The following is a 15,232-nucleotide window of genomic DNA, read 5'->3' as shown; positions in this document are numbered from 1 at the left end:
GATGTTATTCACCATCGAGAACACGAGGGCCTACTGTTATACGGGCGGCAAACCATTCAATCCGAGCCAGCCCACGGCTGTCTTCATCCACGGCGCGCAGAACGACCATTCCGTGTGGGCCCTGCAAACGCGCTATTTTGCCCACCACGGCTGGAACGTGCTGGCCGTCGACTTGCCCGGCCACGGGCGCAGCCTGGGCGCGGCGAAAACCAGTGTGGAAGCACTGGCGCGCTGGATCCTTGCCGTGCTGGACGCGGCTGGCGCTGCCAAGGCCCTGCTCATCGGCCACAGCATGGGCTCATTGATCGCGCTGGAAGCGGCGTACCTGGCGCCGGATCGCATCAGCCACCTGGCCATGCTGGGTTCCACCTACCCGATGAAGGTCTCGCCAGCGCTGCTGGAAACGGCGCTCAAGGACGAACAGGCGGCCATCGACATGGTCAATATATGGTCGCATTCGTCGATCGCGCAAAAGCCGTCGTTCCCTGGCCCCGGCTTTTATGCCATGGGCGGCGCGCGGCGCTTGAAACAGCGCATCGCCGCCCTCAACCCCGATCACGTGTTTCACACGGATTTTTTCGCCTGCAATGCCTATGCGAACGGCGAAATCGCCGCCGCTTCGGTACACTGCCCCGCTTTATTCATTTTCGGCGCGCGCGACATGATGACGCCGCCCAAGTCGACCCGGCTGCTGACAGCGGCCATAGCGCATGGCACCGTGGTGCAGGTCGACAGCGGACATGAATTGATGGCCGAGCAGCCCGATGCCGTGCTCGACGCGCTGTTTGCGTTTGCGCAAAGCACCCAGGCATGACGCCATGCCACGCACACTTTTTTAGGATAGATAGATGATGTTGTTAAATACCCTGCTCGATGAATTGACTGGCCGCGGCAGCGGCACGGAAGCGGAACGGCACGAACGCTACAACTGGCTGGAGCAGCTGCGCTGCACCAATCCCCAGGCGGACGAAAATGGCCCCATGGCCGGCATACCCAGCTATCACTGGTTCCGGCTGCCGCAGGCGCTGCAGGTGGCGGGACAGGAGTCCGACCTGCTGGCCGGTACCATGAACGCCCAGTACCTGGTCTTCGAGGGCCGCCATGCGGCGGCGTTTGCGGCCGAACTGGGGCTGCAATACGACGCCAACAACCGCATCGACCGCCCCGGCGGCATCGACGAGCTGCTCGACGCCTATGAAGAGCAGGACGACGGCAGCTGGACCACCGTGCCGAATGAAGCGCCTGCCCCACCGCTGGCCGGCTGGGACGACGTGTATTTCCGCGTGCGTGACCTGAGCGACGGCATAGCCATCCAGAGCGTGACCACCATCGCCTACGAGAGCAGCCGTTTTCCCGGCTACACCCTGCTCGGCACGACCCTGGTGGGCGCGGGCGCCATCGCCCACGACGACGAGACGGCGGAATATTTGCAACAAATCTTCGCCGACTGGGCTATCCAGCGCGAATGCGCCGCTACCTGCCTGCCTTCATCCACGCCCTGGCCATGCACGCCGCGCCAGGCGCCGCCCGCACCGTTCGATTTCGCCCGCAACCTGACTTACCTGGACGCGCTGCTGGCTGCCTACGGGCGTGCGCAGGCGCAGGCGGAAATCGATGGCGGCGATGATGCGTACTGGGCGTGCGCGGCCGCCAGCACGGCTTATCAGGTATTCTCGCTGCGCTACACGGCTGGCTTGCCCTTGCTTGACGTGGAAACGGCGCTGGAAACGGCGATTGCCGCCTGCGAAACGGCGCGCGCGGCCCTGGCCGCCGCCTACGATGACGACGCCTTGCCCGCCTTTGATTTCGAACAATTGACGGACTATGCGCGCACCTTGCAGTTGCTGGGCGCCGCCCTGCTGTTCGGCCGCCACGACCTGGCTGCCCGCCTGGCCGCCCTGCAAACGGCCTTCGATGGCGAAGACGGCGTGTATGAGGCACTGCTGTCGACCATCGATCCACAGCGTCCCGCCGTCGACGAATGGTATTTCGCCGAACCCTACTCGGCCCTGTTCGAGTGCCTGGATGCGGACGATCCCGCACAGCAGCTGGAACACTTGCGGCAGTATCTGGCCAGCTGGCATGGCGCGCTGGTGCACGAAGACTGGTTCAACGGCCATTTGCGCGCGCAAGGCCTGGGCGGCTACTACGGCCTGTGGGCCTTCGAGGCGGCAGCCGCAGCAAAGCAGCTGGGACTCGATCGCAGCGCGCTGGCGCACTGGGTCATGCCGCCATCGCCCTGACTACCCCGTTCACCTTTACATAAATATCAATGATCAATACCGCAGCCCTGTTCAGCACCACCTTCCTGCCCGGCCAAGCCGGCTTCGACACTGACGCCATCACGGGCCTGGCTGAATGGCGACTGGACACGCCCATGCTGTTCAAGCTGCTCATCGGCGCCGATGCGCAAACCGTCGCCTGGCCCATCTACGGCGATGGCGAAGACTGCCCCTGCGTGCTGGCCGCGCCGATGGCGCAGGCGCAGGTCAGCTGGCAAGCATTGTCCGCGCTCATGGACAAGCCGCGCGACGCGGCCGCCATCGTCGCGCGCAGCGCCATCAGCGCCCTGCTGGCCGGTGGCCAGGCGTGGCTGATCCTCGATTGCGTGCAGCTGATCCCCCACGATATCGACACGCCGGAAACCGCCGCCGCGCTCGAGGCCCTGCGCGCCGAAGCGCAAGCCTTGCACTCTGCCCTGCAGCGCGGCGACCGGGAAGCGCTGGCGCCCCTGCTGGCCGCTGGTTCTGCAGCGCCTGCGACCGGCTACTGGTCTGCGTCCGCCATCGCGCAGCTGGCCAATGTCGAGGAACTCGGCGCGGAAGAGCTGCCTTTCCTGCAAGGCCTGGAAGTAGTGAGATGGAAGGAAGACGCGCTGTGCTATGAAGTAAGCACCGCCGGCGAACCGGCCGTCACCGGGCTGGTCACGCCTTATGGCCGCTGGATCGTGCCGCTGTCGCAGCGCTATGTCGACCTGTGTGCACACGATGCGGAAGAGGGCTGGATCACCTTTGCCACGGCAGACGCACCCGATGCGCACGGCGTGTTGGATCTCAATGGCACAGTGGTGCTGCCGCCCGCCCCCGGCGCCCTGTATGTGATCAGCCCCCATCTGGTGCAGCAGATCGATGCAGACGGCGCCAGTCGCTTGTTGCGCTTGCCCGATGGCGCGCTGCTCATCGACAGGGTAAACAACATGTGCGAGCGCGAAGACGGCTATATCGACATCGAGCGCCAGACAGACAATGACGACGAACGCAATGTCTGCGGCGTGCTCGACAAGACAGGCAAGGTCGTGGTGCCGCCGGCCTACAGCTCCGTGCAGGATTTCGGCACGAAGAAAAAAATCGCCGTCGTCAGTCAGCGCATCGCCGGGCGCTTCCTGTTTGGCCTGATCAATAGCCAGGGCGAACTGCTGGCGCCCTGCCAGTACGAAGCCATCGATAGCGCCACCACCTCGTCGCCGCCAAAAGTGCGCAAGAACCTGATCTTCGCCATCGACGCGCAAGGGCTGGCCTGCATGCTGACGCTCGATGGAAAACAGGCCTTCACGCCCCTGTATCCGCCCGCCCACCATTTGCGCGGCGTGGCCGTGCAAAGCGACTTTTTATATGTGGTCAAGGATGGCATGGCCTGGAGCATGGATTTCACGGGCCAGCTGCTGGAGCAGTTCGACACCGTGGAAAACTTCAAGGCGGCCATCACGGCCCAGTTGAGCGAGGCCATGGGGCTGAGCAAGAAAAAACCCGTCAGGCGCCGCAGCTTTACGCCCGCGCAGATCCTGGCAAAGGCTGACCGCGAGCAGTTGCGCGCCATGGCCGCCCTGCTCTTGCTGGGCGATGCGGCACTGGCCGCGCGTTGCGTGGACATCACTTTGGAAGAGCTGGCAGAGGACGACCCGGAAGAGGAATACGAAGGCGATACACCCGAAGCGGCGTGCTTCTTCCTGCTCTGGTCCACGGCCGCCGATGCGCTGGGCCACGGCACCACCCTGGACTGGAAATCAGTCGATGAAGTGCCGCGCATCGGCCAGCATATCGGCCTGCCCGCGCTGCGGGACTTCCGCTGGACGGACCGGGAAGATGACGACGCGATGGCCGAGGGCCTGACCGCCATCGCCGCCCACCTGGCGCCGCACCAGCTGCGCCTGGTGAACATGCACGGTGGCGAAGACACGTATTACCTGGGCGTGGTGCGCGCGTCCGATGCGTCGGCGTTCAGCAAGTTGGCGCTGCAGGCGGCCTTGCGCCCCGTGCTGCTGTAAGTTTTTCCACCCGGCGGCGGCCATGCGGCCACGCCCGTTCAAGACAAGGTAGCCATGCGCGCGAAAAAATTCATCGATGATGTCGTCGCATCCAATGCTTCGCTGCTAGCGCTATATGCGCAGGGACGCGAGGGACAGACCCGGCTTGGCGCCCTGCTCGACGGGCTGGCACTGGCCGAGGGGCAGCGCGAGCAAATCCTGGCGATGCTCAAGCTGGCGATCGATGACACCACCTACCAACTGGTGTGTGGCATCGAGGGCAGCGCCTCGCTCGGCGACAGCCAGCAGGATTACACGCTGCTCGACGAAGAGGGCAACACGCTGACGGGCGCACTCGATACCCTGCTGTACGACAGACTGAACACCTGATCGTCCGTCAGGCGCAGCGCACTTCGCCAAAATGCTGTGCCAGGGTCAGGCCCAGCCCCTGCTCCACGGCGTTTTCCACCTGCGCCGCCAGGGCGGCCGCTTCTTCCGCCGCCTTGATGTCGCGTTCATTGGTGGAACCGGCCGGATAACCGGAGTTCACGCGCATGCCGCCGAAGACGAATAAACGGTAGACGTCGGCCAGGCTGATGCGGTTGACATTGCCCAGCAAGACCCAGTGATCGGAACTGTCGGCCACGCGCTTGCCCCACTGCACCCGCACGGCACCATCCACATTGACCCTGCCCACCCAGCCCTGCTGCACCATCTTGTCGAGCAGGGTTTCCATCTCTTCGAAACCCAGGCGCGTGCTTCGGCGGATTTCGGCCGCCCCCACCAGGGCCGAATCGGCGCAGTGGCAGGCCTGGTGCAGCACTTTCAGGATGGCGACCGCGTCGACGAATTCGCTGCCCGGTGCCGCCTCGTACCACCAGCGTTCGTATTTCACGACGGGCAAGGCGGCCACCAGCAAAGCGCCCACAAGGGTGATCATCCAGCTCAGGTAAATCCACACGAGGAACAGCGGCAAGGCGGCCAGCGCGCCATAGATGCGCGAATACGTAGGGAATTCCTGGATGAATTCACCGAAGCCACGCTTGGCCACCTCGAAGGCCAGTGCCGCCAGCAAACCGCCCCAGGCCGCGTCGCGCCAGTCCACGTCGCGGTTCGGCACGGCGATGTACAGCAGGGTAAACGCCAGCATGGTCAGGCCGATCGACACCAGGGTATAAAACACGGCGCCGAGGAAAGGCACGGCGCCCACCACGCCGCTGGTGGCCATGAAGAGGCGCGAGGTCACCGTCAGCGACACGCCCACCAGCAGCGGGCCCAGGGTGACGATGGCCCAGTAGACGAGCAGGCGCTTGGTCCATCGGCGTTCCTGGCGCACGCGCCAGATGCGGTTGAAGACGCGCTCGATCAAGCCCATCATGCCCACCGAGGTGACGATGAGGGCGCCCGCGCCGATGGCCGACAGGCGCGTCGCCTTCGAGGCAAACGTGGTCAGATAGTCGAGGATGGTGTTCGAAATGCCCTTGGGCATCACGCTTTGCACGAAATAGTCTTCCAGCGCGTGGCGGAAGGTATTAAACAGGGGGAAAGTGGTGAAGATAGCCAGGGCCAGTGTGAGCAGGGGCACCAGCGCAAACACGGTGGCGAAGGTCAGGCTGCCGGCCACTTGCGGCAGGCTTTCCTCGCGCACGCGGCGGCGCGCGAACTGCAGCAGGTCGCGCGTTTCGGACCATGTCAGGCCGCGCACGACGGCCAGTCCCATGCTCAGGGCGCGCCACAGGTATTGAAAGAGGGGGAGTATATATTTTGAAAACATGTGCAAAATCAGAACGGCGCCATGACAGCAGTCGTATCAGGCTGTAAAGCGCCCTATAATACCAATGATGAAGCCAACCAATCTGATTATTCTCGTATTGTTTTATTCACGCCATGGCGCCACGCGCCAGTTGGCCGAGCTGATAGCCCAGGGAGTGGAAAGCGTGCCTGGCTGCGACGCGCGCCTGCGCACTGTGCCCGCCGTCTCCACGGTGACGGAAGCGACGGCGCCGGAAGTGCCGCCTGATGGCGCTCCTTATGTGGAACTGGAAGACTTGCAGGAATGCGCGGGCCTGGCCCTGGGGTCGCCCACGCGCTTCGGCAACATGGCCGCCGCCATGAAGTACTTCTGGGATGGTACGGCCAGCGACTGGCTGGCCGGCAGCCTGTCCGGCAAGCCCGCCTGCGTGTTCACGTCCACGGGCAGCCTGCACGGCGGCCAGGAATCGACCCTGCTGTCGATGATGATTCCCCTCTTCCACCACGGCATGCTGGTCATGGGCCTGCCCTACACGCATGCTGAACTGATGACGACGTCCACGGGCGGCTCGCCGTATGGCGCCACGCACTGGTCAGGCATGGCTGGCGACAAGGCACTCAGCGAGGATGAAAAACGACTCGCCATCGCCCTGGGCCGGCGCCTGGCGGAAAACGCCGCGAAACTGGCAGGCGCATGATGCACGGCGTACTGCACAAGTATTTTCACTGGGGTGCCATCGCCAGCCTCGTCACCCTGATCATCTGGTGCCTGCTGTGGGAAACCATCGTCGCGCCGCTGCAGCCGGGCGGCTCCTGGGTCGTGCTGAAAGCCGCACCACTGCTCATTCCCCTGTACGGCGTCATCAAGCGTGACGTGTACACCCTGCAATGGTCGTCGATGGTGATCCTGCTGTATTTTACCGAGGGCGTGGTGCGCGGCTACAGCGACACGAATCCCGTCTCCGCCATGATGGCCTGGGGCGAGGCGGCCATCGTCTGCATTTACTTCTTCTGCGCCGTGCTGTATCTGCGCCCGTACAAAAAGGCCGCCAAGCGCATGGCCAGGGAACTGCTGGAAAAAGTGAATAAAGTGAGCATCAAGAAATGAGTGATCAAGACTATGAGTGAGCAAGCCGATTTCCTTACCGCCTGCCGCAACCTGCTGGGCGACACCTATGTACTCACCATCGACGCCGAGATGTCGCCCTTCCTTACCGACTGGCGCGACAGGTTCACAGGCAAGGCGCTGGCCGTGCTGCGCCCCGCCAGCGTGGAGCAAGTGGCAGCCATCCTGCGCGCTTGCGCGCAATGGCAAATTCCCGTCGTACCGCAAGGCGGCAATACGGGCCTGGTATTGGGCAGCATCCCGGACGACGCCGGCACGGCCATCGTGCTGTCGCTGGCGCGCCTGAACAGCATCCGCGCGCTCGACCCCGTCAACCGCACCATTACGGTGGACGCGGGCTGCATTTTGCAAACCATCCAGGAAGCGGCCAGCGCCGCCGGCTGTCTGTTCCCCCTGTCGCTGGCGGCCGAGGGCAGTTGCACCATAGGCGGGAACCTGGCGACGAACGCGGGCGGCACCGCCGTGCTGCGTTACGGAAACACGCGCGAACTGTGCCTGGGCCTGGAAGTGGTCACGCCGCAGGGCGAAATCTGGAGCGGCTTGCGCGGCTTGCGCAAGGACAATACCGGCTACGACTTGCGCGACTTGTACATCGGCGCCGAGGGCACCCTGGGCGTGATCACGGGCGCGGTCATGAAACTGTATCCGCAGCCGAAGGCCTGCATCACGGCGCTGGCCGCCATGCCCTCGCCCGCCCACGCCCTGCGTTTATTAAGCCTGATGCAGGACCATTGCGGCGCCAGCCTGACGGGTTTTGAATTGATGTCGCAGTATTGCTTGCAACTGGTGGCCGAGCAGTTCCCCCAGTTGCCGCGCCCCTTTTCCTCCCCGCATGGCCAGTACGTGCTGCTCGAATTGTCCAGCAGCCAGTCCGAGGCGCACGCCGTGGAATTGCTGGAAGCGAGCATAGGCGCGGCCCTGGAAGACGCGTTGATCGAGGACGCCGTCGTCGCCAGTTCCGTGGCGCAGTCCGAAGGCCTGTGGCAGCTGCGCGAGCACATTCCGCTGGCGCAGGCGCAGGCGGGCAAGAACATCAAGCACGATATTTCGCTGCCCATTTCCTGCATCGCCGATTTCATCGCCGTTACGGACGTGGCTTTGGCAACGACCTTCCCCGGCTGCCAGCTCGTGTGCTTCGGCCACCTGGGCGACGGCAACCTGCATTACAACGTGGCGCCGCCTCCCGGCATGACGGACACGGATTTCCTGTCCAACCAGGAGGCGATCAACCGCATCGTGCACGACCAGGTCCATGGCTACGGCGGCTCGATATCGGCCGAACACGGCATCGGCGCGCTGAAGAAGGATGACCTGGCCCGCTACAAGTCGCCGCTGGAATTGCAGCTGATGCGCGCCGTGAAGCAGGCGCTGGACCCGCAGAACATCATGAATCCGGGGAAAATCCTGTGAAATCGCCTTCCCTCCTGCTCTGCGCCATGGCCTTGCTGGCCGGTTCCGCCAGTGCGCAGGACGTCTACAAATGCGTGCAGGATGGCCAGACCAGCTACAGCGCCACGCCATGCACGGGCGGCCAGCTGCAGATCCTTAAAATCCCCTCACCGCCGCCTGCCGTCGACAAGGGCGCAGCCACGCGCCAGGAGCGTGTCGCCAGCCAGATGGAAGCGGCGCGCAAGAAGCGCGAACGCCTGGAAGACCAGGCGCGCGAACGGGCCGCCAAGCAGCTTGAGGCGCGCGACAGGCATTGCGCCCAGCTGCGTCTGGATCAGAAATGGGCGGCGCAGGACGCCGTCGGCGCCGGCGACAAGAACCGCGACGCGGCGCAATTGAAAGCGCGGCGCGCCGGCGAACGCCTGGCCGTCGAATGCGGCAATTGAGTGCGCCACTGGCCAGCGCGGCGACGACGCGCCTGCTGTCGCGCTGGCTGCTGCTGGGAGAATGGCGCGCGCATCCCGTGCGCGCCCTCGTCGCCATCCTCGCCATCGCCATCGGCGTATCACTGGGCTTTGCCATCCACCTGATCAACGCGGCCGCCTTCAATGAGTTTTCCACGGCCGTCAAAAGCCTGTCAGGCCAGGCCGACGTGCAGGTGTCCGGGCGCGAAGCGCTGTTCGACGAAGCCATCTATCCTTGGCTGGCGCAGCGCGATGGCGTGGCCGTCGCTTCGCCCGTGCTGGAGCTGCAAGCCGGCGTGGCCGGCAAAAAAGACGGCGGCCCGCTGCACATCCTGGCACTCGACGTCTTCCGCGCCGGCTTCATCTCGCCCGACCTGATCGGCGCGCCAGCCGAGGGGCAGCCTTTCGACACCCTGGCCGATGACGCCCTCTTCCTGTCGCCGGCAGCCTTGCGCTGGCTCAATGTCGCCGAAGGCGGCCAGGTCGCGCTGCAATCGGGCACGAGCACGGTGTCGCTGCGCGTGGCCGGCTCCCTGCAGCGGGCGCGCGCCGGACAGCGCATCGCCGTGATGGATATCGGCGCGGCTCAGTGGCGTTTCAACAAGCTGGGCAAGCTGTCGCGCATCGACTTGAAACTGCGCCAGGGCGTCAACCGCGACGCCTTCCAGGCGGCGCTGAGCAGCGCGCTGGAAGCGCAGTATCCGGGGCGCTACCAGGTGGGGCAGCCGAATGACGAGAACCAGAATAGCCGCAACAATAACCTCAGCCGCGCCTACCGCGTCAACCTGACGGTGCTCGCCCTCGTGGCCCTGTTTACGGGCGCCTTCTTGGTATTTTCCACGCAGGCCTTGTCCGTCATCCGCCGCCGCGGCCAGTTCGCGCTGCTGCGCGTGCTGGGCATGGAGCGGGGACAATTGCTGCGCCAGGTACTGCTGGAAGGCGCCAGCCTCGGTATCGTCGGCGCCGCGCTGGGCATCGCTGGCGGCTATGCCATGGCGGCCGTCGCCCTGCGCTTCTTTGGCGGCGACCTGGGCGCCGGCTATTTCGCTGGCGTGCAGCCGCAGGTGCAATTCACGCCCGTCGCCGCCTTCGTGTATTTTGCCCTGGGCCTGGGCGTGGCCTTGCTGGGCTGCGCCGCACCCGCGCTGGAAGCGGCGCGCGCCGCCCCCGCCATCGCCCTGAAATCGGGCAGCGAGGAAGTCGTGACGACGCGCCTGGCGAAAACCTGGCCCGCACTGGCTTGTTTGCTGCTGGCCGGCGCCCTGACCTTGTTGCCTCCCGTGTTCGAGCTGCCTCTTTTCGGCTATCTGTCCATCGCGCTGCTGCTGATCGGCGCCATCGCCCTGATGCCGCAGCTGGCGGCCGTCGTCTTCCGTTTCCTGCAGCGCACCTGGCTGCGCACGGGCGTGAGCAGCCACGCACCCGTGCGCAGCCTGACCCTGGCCCGCCTGGCGAATGCCTCGGGCCAGGCCGGCATCGCGCTTGGCGGCGTGCTGTCGAGTTTTAGCCTGATGGTGGCGATGGCCATCATGGTGTCGAGTTTCCGCGTCTCCGTCGACGACTGGCTGCTGCAGATCTTGCCGGCCGACCTGTATGCGCGCACGGCGGCCAGCGGCGGGACGGCAGGCCTGAATCCGCGCGAACAAGCCGCCATCACCGCCCTCCCCGGCGTGGCCAGGGTGGATTTCCAGCGCCTCCGTTCGCTGTCGCTGGCGCCCGACCGCCCGAACGTGGTGCTGCTGGCGCGCCCCATCAATTTACAGGACCCGGGCAAGAGCCTGGTGCTGGTGGGAGATACATTGCCTGTGCCAGGTGGCGCGAAAGCGGTGTGGCTGTCCGAGGCGGCCGCCGACCTGTATAGCGTCAGACCGGGCCAGCAGTTAGACCTGCCGCTGGCGGGCGGCCTGCACCAGTTCTTCGTCGCCGGCATCTGGCGGGACTATGCGCGCTCCTCCGGCGCCATCCAGATGCCGCTGGACGACTACCGCGCGCTGACGGGCGACCTCGATGTCAGCGATGCGGCCCTGTGGCTGGAAAAGGATGCCACTGGCGAGCAGCTGCAGCAGCGCCTGAAAGCCCTGCCCTTCGGCGCCAGCCTGGAAGTATCGAATCCCTCGGCCATCCGCGCCCTGAGCCTGCAGATTTTCGACCGCAGCTTTGCCGTCACGTATCTGCTGGAAGCCATCGCCATCGTCATCGGCCTGTTTGGCGTGGCCGCCACGTTTTCCGCGCAGACCCTGGCGCGCGCCCGCGAATTCGGCATGCTGCGCCACGTGGGCGTGACGCGCGGCCAGATTTTAGCCATTTTGGCGCTCGAAGGCGGTGCGCTGACGGCGCTGGGCATCGCCACCGGTTTTGTTTTGGGCCTCTTGATCAGCTTTGTGCTGGTCTTCATCGTCAATCCGCAATCGTTCCATTGGACCATGCAACTGCACCTGCCGTGGCCCTTGATCGCCACAGTGGCCGGCGCCCTGCTGACGGCAGCCGCCCTCACTGCCCTCATCGCGGGCCGGCAAGCCCTGTCCGCTGGCCCCATCCGCGCCGTCAGGGAGGACTGGTAATGCGCCGTTTGACTTGTTTATTGTTGTTCTGCAGCGCCGCCGCCATCGCCGCGCCGCCCGCGTTCGCCCCCGTCACGCCGCTGCCGGCCGGTCAAAGCCTGCGCCTGCCGCACGACTTTGGCGCCCATCCCGCGTATAAAACGGAATGGTGGTATGCCACCGGATGGGTCAAAACCGCCGGCGGTGAACAACTGGGTTACCAGGTAACCTTCTTTCGCAGCGCCACGGCCACCGACACGATGAACCCCAGCGCCTTCGCGCCGAAACAGCTGATCATCGGCCACGCGGCCCTGTCCGACCCGAAGGTGGGCAAGCTGCTGCATGACGAGAAAAGCGCGCGCGAGGGGTTCGGCCTGGCCTACGCCAAGGTGGGCAACACGGATGTCAGGCTGGACGACTGGCGCATGCAGCGGCAAGCAGACGGCAGCTATCAGGTCAGCCTGGCCGCGCGCGACTTTAGCTTGCAGCTGACCCTGGCCCCCACACAAACCGTGCTGCTGCAGGGCGAAGGCGGCTACTCGCGCAAGGGCGCCCGGCCCGCGCAATCGAGCTACTACTACAGCGAACCGCAGCTTGCTACCCGTGGCACGATCGCGCGCGCGGGCGGCAAGGCGGAAGCCGTGACGGGCACCACCTGGCTCGATCACGAGTGGTCCAGCCAGGTGCTCGATGCGGATGCCAGCGGCTGGAACTGGATAGGCGCCAACCTCGCTGATGGCGGCGCCCTTATGGCCTTCCAGATCCGCAGCAAGACAGGTGCTAAACTATGGGCGCACGCGACATGGCGCGATGCGTCCGGTAAGATGACGCAGTTCGCCCCAGGGGACGTCGATTTCACGCCCACGCAGCTATGGCGTTCGCCCCGCACACAGGCCGAATACCCGGTCGCCACCGAGATCCGCACGGGCACCACGCGCTGGCAGATCAAGCCATTGCAAACCGACCAGGAGCTCGATTCGCGCCGCTCGACAGGCGCCGTGTACTGGGAAGGCGCCGTGACGGTGGAGCGCGACGGCCAACCGGTCGGCCGCGCCTACCTGGAAATGACGGGCTACGTGCAGCCGATGAAATTATAAGTAATTATAAATAAGCAATACCGGATACAGTACCTACTAAGCGAAAAACAATGACAACCAGCACAGATACAGGCAATACCAGCAGCACCGCAGCAAGCGCAGCCCCCTCCCCCGATACCGGCAGCAGCCGCGAACTGAAAAAAGGCAGCCTGGCCGCCTTCAAGGGCTTGATGCCCTTTTTGACGCCGTACCGCAAGCAGTTCTTCCTGGCCGGTATCGCGCTGGTGGTGGCCGCCGCCTCCACCCTGGCCATCCCCGCCGCGTTCAAGCAGATGATCGACCTGGGTTTCGGCGGTGCGGCAGGCTCCAAGAGCATCCAGCACGTCGACCTGGTGTTCCTCGCCCTGTTCGGTGTGGCGTCCATCCTGGCGCTGGCCACGGCGGCGCGCTTTTATACGGTATCGTGGCTGGGCGAACGGGTCACAGCCGACATCCGCAGCGCCGTGTACCGCCACGTCGTCACGCAAAGTCCCGAATTCTTCGAAACCACGCAGACGGGCGAAGTCCTGTCGCGCATCACCACCGACACGACCTTGATACAGGCCGTAGTCGGCACCAGCATCTCCATGGCGCTGCGCAATGTGCTGCTGTTCCTGGGCGGCCTGGTGATGCTGTTCGTCACCAGCGCCAAGCTGGCCGGCATCATCATCGGCTTGCTGATCCTCGTCGTCGTGCCCATCATCGTGTTTGGCCGCCGGGTGCGCAAGCTGTCGCGCGATTCGCAGGACCGCATCGCCGACGCTTCGGCCATGGCTGGCGAAATCCTCAACGCCATGCCCACCGTGCAGGCGTTCACGCACGAGAAAATCGAATCGAAACGCTTCGGCGACTCCGTCGAAGGCGCCTTCATGACGGCCATGCGCCGCATCCGCGCCCGCGCCCTGCTGACCATGATCGCGATTCTGCTGGTGTTCGGCACCATCGTCTTCGTGCTGTGGCTGGGCGCGCGCGCCGTGCTGGAAGGCTCGATGACGGGCGGCGACCTGGGACAGTTCATCCTGTACGCCTCCATCGTGGCCGGCGCCATCGGGGCCCTGTCCGAGGTCATGGGCGAAGCGCAGCGCGCCGCCGGCGCCACCGAGCGCCTGCTGGAACTGATGGCCGTCAAATCGGAAATCGAGTCGCCTGTCGCGCCCCTGCCGCTGCCCGCGCGTGCCGCGAATGGCGCTTCGCTGTCGCTGGACAATGTCATGTTCTCGTATCCGTCGCGCCCGGATACCCATGCGCTGGACCACGTCAGCCTCGATATCCGCGCCGGCGAAACGGTGGCCGTGGTGGGGCCGTCCGGCGCCGGCAAGACCACGCTGTTCCAGCTGTTCCTGCGCTTCTATGACCCGCAAAGCGGCAGCATCCGCCTCGATGGCGTCGACATCAAGCAGCTCGACCTGCATACCCTGCGCGACGCCATCGGCATCGTGCCGCAGGATACCGTGATCTTCTCGGCCGATGCCATGGAAAACATCCGCTACGGCCGCGCCGGCGCCAGCGACGAGGAAGTCATCGCGGCGGCAAAAATGGCAGCCGCCCACGAATTCATCGAACGCCTGCCGAATGGCTATAAATCCTTCCTCGGCGAACGGGGTGTGCGCCTGTCCGGCGGCCAGCGCCAGCGTATCGCCATCGCCCGCGCCCTGCTGAAAAACCCGCCGCTGCTACTGCTCGACGAGGCGACCAGCGCGCTGGACGCTGAATCGGAGCGCCTGGTGCAAAAGGCCCTGGAAGCGGCCATGGTGGGCCGCACCACCGTCATCATCGCGCACCGCCTGGCCACCGTGCAGCGGGCCGACCGCATCATTGTCATGGAAGACGGCAAGATCGTCGAGACGGGCACGCACGCGTCGCTGGTCGCCCTGGGTGGCATTTACGCCAATTTAGCGGCCCTGCAATTCCATCACGTACAGCTCAATCCAGCAGAATAATCATGAACGCACTTTTTCACGCCAACCTGGGCATCACCGATTTCTGGACCTTTTTACTGGGGACCATCTTCATCGTCATCCTGCCCGGCCCCAACTCCATGTATGTGCTGTCGGTGGCTGCCCAGCGCGGCGTGCGGCCCGCCTACCAGGGCGCCTTCGGCATTTTCGCTGGCGACCTGATATTGATGGTGCTGTCGGCCTGCGGCGTGGCGTCGCTGCTGAAAGCCAGCCCGGCCCTGTTCTACGTGGTGAAATACATCGGTGCGGCCTACCTGGGCTGGATCGGCCTGCAAATGCTGATCGGTTGCTGGCGCAAGCTGCGCGCGCCAAGCCTGCCCGATGGCGAAACGCCTGCGGTACCCAACCCCGTCAAGGAAAGCGATCCATTCCGCAAGGCCCTGATCATCAGCCTGATGAACCCGAAGGCGATTTTGTTCTTCATCTCGTTTTTCATCCAGTTCGTCGACCCGGCCTTCCCGAATCCCGTGCTGTCCTTCATCGGCCTGGGGCTGATCTGCCAAATAATCAGCTTCACCTATCTGACGGCCATCATCTTTATGGGTGCGCGCCTGGCAGAGACCTTCCGCCGCCGTCGCCGCCTGTCGGCCGGCATGGGCGGCGGCGTGGGCGCCATGTTCATTGGATTCGGCGCGAAACTGGCCACCGCCACACTTTAACTGTACTGGAGATGCGCCGTGACCG

At 64.9% G+C, this 15,232-nt stretch carries 13 protein-coding genes; 12 read left to right on the top strand and 1 reads right to left on the bottom strand.

Features of this window, described 5'->3' with window-relative positions; translation table 11 throughout:
- Window position 1: 1 nt before the first annotated feature.
- Genes ACQ4WZ_RS06700 through ACQ4WZ_RS06685 form a run of 4 tightly spaced genes read left to right on the top strand, consistent with a single transcriptional unit; the run spans window position 2 to window position 4,633 of the window.
- Window positions 2-814 (top strand): alpha/beta fold hydrolase, encoded by an 813-nt coding sequence (locus ACQ4WZ_RS06700; RefSeq protein ID WP_436572884.1) that lies wholly within the window; start codon window positions 2-4, stop codon window positions 812-814.
- Window positions 815-848: 34 nt separating this feature from the next.
- Window positions 849-2,243 carry a PoNe immunity protein domain-containing protein gene (locus ACQ4WZ_RS06695; protein WP_436572883.1) on the top strand — a complete coding sequence of 465 codons (1,395 nt, stop codon included), beginning with the start codon at window positions 849-851 and terminating at the stop codon, window positions 2,241-2,243.
- A gap of 29 nt (window positions 2,244-2,272) precedes the next feature.
- Window positions 2,273-4,264, top strand: a complete 1,992-nt coding sequence (locus tag ACQ4WZ_RS06690; RefSeq protein WP_436572882.1) for a DUF6630 family protein — start codon at window positions 2,273-2,275, stop codon at window positions 4,262-4,264.
- Window positions 4,265-4,318: 54 nt separating this feature from the next.
- A complete protein-coding gene (locus tag ACQ4WZ_RS06685; protein WP_436572881.1) occupies window positions 4,319-4,633 on the top strand; it encodes a hypothetical protein in 315 nt (104 codons plus the stop codon).
- A gap of 7 nt (window positions 4,634-4,640) precedes the next feature.
- Here ACQ4WZ_RS06685 and ACQ4WZ_RS06680 read toward each other — a convergent pair whose 3' ends face one another.
- The gene (locus ACQ4WZ_RS06680; RefSeq protein WP_436572880.1) at window positions 4,641-6,017 is read right to left on the bottom strand and encodes a YihY family inner membrane protein; all 1,377 of its coding nucleotides are present in this window, start codon (window positions 6,015-6,017) and stop codon (window positions 4,641-4,643) included.
- A 67-nt stretch (window positions 6,018-6,084) separates the two neighbouring features.
- Here ACQ4WZ_RS06680 and wrbA point away from each other — a divergent pair, with 67 nt between their 5' ends.
- From wrbA to leuE, 8 genes are read left to right on the top strand one after another with little or no spacing between them, the layout of a single operon-like run.
- The gene (wrbA, locus tag ACQ4WZ_RS06675; protein ID WP_101484585.1) at window positions 6,085-6,693 is read left to right on the top strand and encodes an NAD(P)H:quinone oxidoreductase; all 609 of its coding nucleotides are present in this window, start codon (window positions 6,085-6,087) and stop codon (window positions 6,691-6,693) included.
- Entirely contained in the window at window positions 6,690-7,103 is a 414-nt protein-coding gene (locus ACQ4WZ_RS06670) for a DUF2069 domain-containing protein (RefSeq protein ID WP_133990856.1), read from the top strand. The genes wrbA and ACQ4WZ_RS06670 overlap by 4 nt, the downstream gene beginning before the upstream one ends.
- 12 nt (window positions 7,104-7,115) lie before the next feature.
- A complete protein-coding gene (locus ACQ4WZ_RS06665) occupies window positions 7,116-8,531 on the top strand; it encodes an FAD-binding oxidoreductase (RefSeq protein WP_436572879.1) in 1,416 nt (471 codons plus the stop codon).
- Window positions 8,528-8,956, top strand: a complete 429-nt coding sequence (locus ACQ4WZ_RS06660) for a DUF4124 domain-containing protein (protein WP_436572878.1) — start codon at window positions 8,528-8,530, stop codon at window positions 8,954-8,956. Before ACQ4WZ_RS06665 ends, ACQ4WZ_RS06660 begins: the two co-directional genes overlap by 4 nt.
- The gene (locus ACQ4WZ_RS06655; protein ID WP_436572877.1) at window positions 8,944-11,535 is read left to right on the top strand and encodes an FtsX-like permease family protein; all 2,592 of its coding nucleotides are present in this window, start codon (window positions 8,944-8,946) and stop codon (window positions 11,533-11,535) included. The genes ACQ4WZ_RS06660 and ACQ4WZ_RS06655 overlap by 13 nt, the downstream gene beginning before the upstream one ends.
- The gene (locus ACQ4WZ_RS06650) at window positions 11,535-12,611 is read left to right on the top strand and encodes a lipocalin-like domain-containing protein (protein ID WP_101481643.1); all 1,077 of its coding nucleotides are present in this window, start codon (window positions 11,535-11,537) and stop codon (window positions 12,609-12,611) included. Before ACQ4WZ_RS06655 ends, ACQ4WZ_RS06650 begins: the two co-directional genes overlap by 1 nt.
- Window positions 12,612-12,661: 50 nt before the next feature.
- On the top strand, window positions 12,662-14,530 hold the full coding sequence (locus ACQ4WZ_RS06645; RefSeq protein ID WP_101481644.1) for an ABC transporter transmembrane domain-containing protein: 1,869 nt from the start codon (window positions 12,662-12,664) through the stop codon (window positions 14,528-14,530).
- Between the two features lie 2 nt (window positions 14,531-14,532).
- Window positions 14,533-15,207: a leucine efflux protein LeuE gene (gene leuE / locus ACQ4WZ_RS06640; RefSeq protein WP_101481645.1), complete on the top strand. Its 675-nt coding sequence runs from the start codon at window positions 14,533-14,535 to the stop codon at window positions 15,205-15,207.
- Window positions 15,208-15,232: the final 25 nt, after the last annotated feature.

It is taken from the genome of Janthinobacterium darwini, from assembly GCF_051380905.1.
Classification (GTDB): Bacteria; Pseudomonadota; Gammaproteobacteria; order Burkholderiales; family Burkholderiaceae_D; genus Janthinobacterium.
The sequence above is the reverse complement of the archived record's forward strand: the minus strand, read 5'-3'. Positions and strand labels throughout refer to the sequence as shown.

Coding starts and splice junctions, on each gene's coding strand:
- ACQ4WZ_RS06680 (WP_436572880.1), bottom strand. CDS start 6,017: ATGTTTTCAAAATATATACTCCCCCTCTTTCAATACCTGTGGCGCGCC.
- ACQ4WZ_RS06650 (WP_101481643.1), top strand. CDS start 11,535: ATGCGCCGTTTGACTTGTTTATTGTTGTTCTGCAGCGCCGCCGCCATC.
- ACQ4WZ_RS06665 (WP_436572879.1), top strand. CDS start 7,116: ATGAGTGAGCAAGCCGATTTCCTTACCGCCTGCCGCAACCTGCTGGGC.
- leuE (WP_101481645.1), top strand. CDS start 14,533: ATGAACGCACTTTTTCACGCCAACCTGGGCATCACCGATTTCTGGACC.
- ACQ4WZ_RS06695 (WP_436572883.1), top strand. CDS start 849: ATGATGTTGTTAAATACCCTGCTCGATGAATTGACTGGCCGCGGCAGC.
- ACQ4WZ_RS06645 (WP_101481644.1), top strand. CDS start 12,662: ATGACAACCAGCACAGATACAGGCAATACCAGCAGCACCGCAGCAAGC.
- ACQ4WZ_RS06670 (WP_133990856.1), top strand. CDS start 6,690: ATGATGCACGGCGTACTGCACAAGTATTTTCACTGGGGTGCCATCGCC.
- ACQ4WZ_RS06655 (WP_436572877.1), top strand. CDS start 8,944: ATGCGGCAATTGAGTGCGCCACTGGCCAGCGCGGCGACGACGCGCCTG.
- ACQ4WZ_RS06700 (WP_436572884.1), top strand. CDS start 2: ATGTTATTCACCATCGAGAACACGAGGGCCTACTGTTATACGGGCGGC.
- wrbA (WP_101484585.1), top strand. CDS start 6,085: ATGAAGCCAACCAATCTGATTATTCTCGTATTGTTTTATTCACGCCAT.
- ACQ4WZ_RS06690 (WP_436572882.1), top strand. CDS start 2,273: ATGATCAATACCGCAGCCCTGTTCAGCACCACCTTCCTGCCCGGCCAA.
- ACQ4WZ_RS06685 (WP_436572881.1), top strand. CDS start 4,319: ATGCGCGCGAAAAAATTCATCGATGATGTCGTCGCATCCAATGCTTCG.